The organism is Billgrantia desiderata, assembly GCF_900108215.1.
Lineage (GTDB): Bacteria > Pseudomonadota > Gammaproteobacteria > Pseudomonadales > Halomonadaceae > Halomonas > Halomonas desiderata.
The window spans coordinates 1-2,015 of sequence record NZ_FNVC01000052.1 but is presented as its reverse complement, the minus strand read 5'-3'; the positions used below and the strand labels follow the sequence as shown (position 1 = coordinate 2,015).

General features: G+C 60.9%; 1 protein-coding gene. It reads right to left on the bottom strand.

What is annotated here, in order from left to right; translation table 11 throughout:
• Positions 1 to 32 precede the first annotated feature (32 nt).
• Positions 33 to 1,343 carry a group II intron reverse transcriptase/maturase gene (gene ltrA, locus C4S71_RS22230; protein WP_200825357.1) on the bottom strand — a complete coding sequence of 437 codons (1,311 nt, stop codon included), beginning with the start codon at positions 1,341 to 1,343 and terminating at the stop codon, positions 33 to 35.
• Between the last annotated feature and the right edge of the window lie 672 nt (positions 1,344 to 2,015).

Sequence of the window (2,015 nt, the reverse complement as noted above, 5' to 3'; positions counted from 1 at the left end):
ATCCATCCTATGCTGGTTGTGATCTGGCGTGATCAATCAGCAGGATACGCCACCCTCTCTACTTCCCTCCATACACAAGACTTGAGCTTAACTCCTCGCGGTAACGGGAGTGTCAGCAACAGTTGCCTTGCCTTCTCCCACGGGAACCATCCTCTCTGCGATCGCCTCCTGAGCCACTTGATCCAGGTTGTCTGAACCCTGTATTGGAAGCGTTGCAGAGACTCGATGTTGTGGGTTATCCCGTAGTACGCATAGTGCCCCATAACCTTTCGACAGAGTTGGCGGTGCTGATCACGCAGGGGCAGGTGGCGGTTGGCTCGGCACCACAGCGAAATTCGCTTCAGGCCTCGCTTGAACCGGTCCTTGGCCGTTTTCTGCTTGATGATCCAGCGTCCACGCAGGGACTTCCCCCAGTAATAGGTAAAGCCCAGGAAGTCGAAGGTCTCGGCCCGTAGCTCGCGATGTGGCCGAAACCGTACCAGCCGAGTCTTGGTCGGGTGCAGGGTAAGGCCGAAGCGCGCAAAGCGCTTGGCCAGTACCTCCAGCACCTTGCGGGCATCAGCTTCGTTGCTGAAGGCGAGCACGGCATCATCGGCGAAGCGCACCGAGAATGCTCGTCCGCGCAGGCGTGGTTTGACGTCTTGCTCAAACCACTCATCCAGCACGTAGTGGAGGTAGACATTCGCCAGCAAGGGGGAAATCACACCCCCTTGTGGGCTGCCTATCTCGCCCTTCTGCCATTGCCCGGCGTCCAATACCCCGGCCTTGAGCCACTTGCCGATCAGGCGGAGGATCACGCCGTCCTTCACTCGTTGCTGCAGAAACGCACGCAGGTGCTGGTGGTCGATCGTGTCGAAGAAGGCTTTGATGTCCAGATCAATGACCCAGCCTCCGCCCATCGACATCAGGCCATTCCTCACCGTTCCGATGGCCTGATGCGCCGAGCGCCCCGGCCGGAAACCATACGAGCACTCGTGAAAATCATGCTCATAGAGCGGCTCCAGCAGGGCCACCACGGCACGTTGCAGGACCTTGTCTTCGAAGGTAGGAATGCCAATCGGCCGTGTGGAGCGCCCGTCTCCCTTGGGAATATTGACGCGCCGCACCGGCGGCGCCCGGTAGCGACCGCTCTTGGCCGCTTCCAGCAGACGCTGGACGTTAGCCTCGAAGTCGCGCGCGAAGTCGTCCGCCGTCTGGCCGTCGATCCCGACGGCGCCGTCACGGCGCGTCATCAGGTAGGCCGTCCTCAGCCACTGGGCGTCGATATGATGCGCCAGTGACGTGAAGGCACGCTGCGGGAAGCGCTCTGCCAGCGCTGCTATCCGCACTTGTTTCGTGGACATGACCTCAGGTTCCTGTGCACCTGTCATGTTGCCCTCGTGCAGTTCTGATGATTGGCCGCCCCTTCCCTCCAGCGGGTCCCGTCGAGTAGGTTCCCCGCCTTCTTCGGTACTATGAGCGACTCCGACTCCCGCCCTTCCATCCGGCTGGCTCCTTATGGTCGCCTGGCCGTACCCCCTGAGTGCCTGTTGTTTGCTTCCGGTACCGTCAGGCACGACAGCACCGGACCGGGAGCTTTCGCCGCAGGCAGCCCCATGCCTGTACCTTTGTCGTTCAGAGGAGAAGGACGGGCCTCCCAGGTTCCTGGGAAACCCCTGTATGGACATGCCCTGCTCTTCGACCCCGGCGGCCCTTCCCTGCCAAGCCATACGGCAGGGTCGTGTTGCCTTCCAGCATTTGAAAACTGTCGGCGACTGCCACTACCACAATTTCGGGGCTCTATCACACGGCCTATCCACTCGCTGTGTACGCTTCGCAGCGGCGGTTACCCGACACCACGCAACACTCGCTGCCGGCTGGTGGCTAGCCTTGGCCGGGTGGGACTTTCACCCACTGGGTTTCACGACATCCTTTCCACCTTCTCGGTTTCCCGGATGTCCAGGCTTTGCCTGGCGCACTCAAATCCTGTGTACGGCAAGTCAGGCGGCAGTCCTGTCTGACTGATCGGTCAAGGG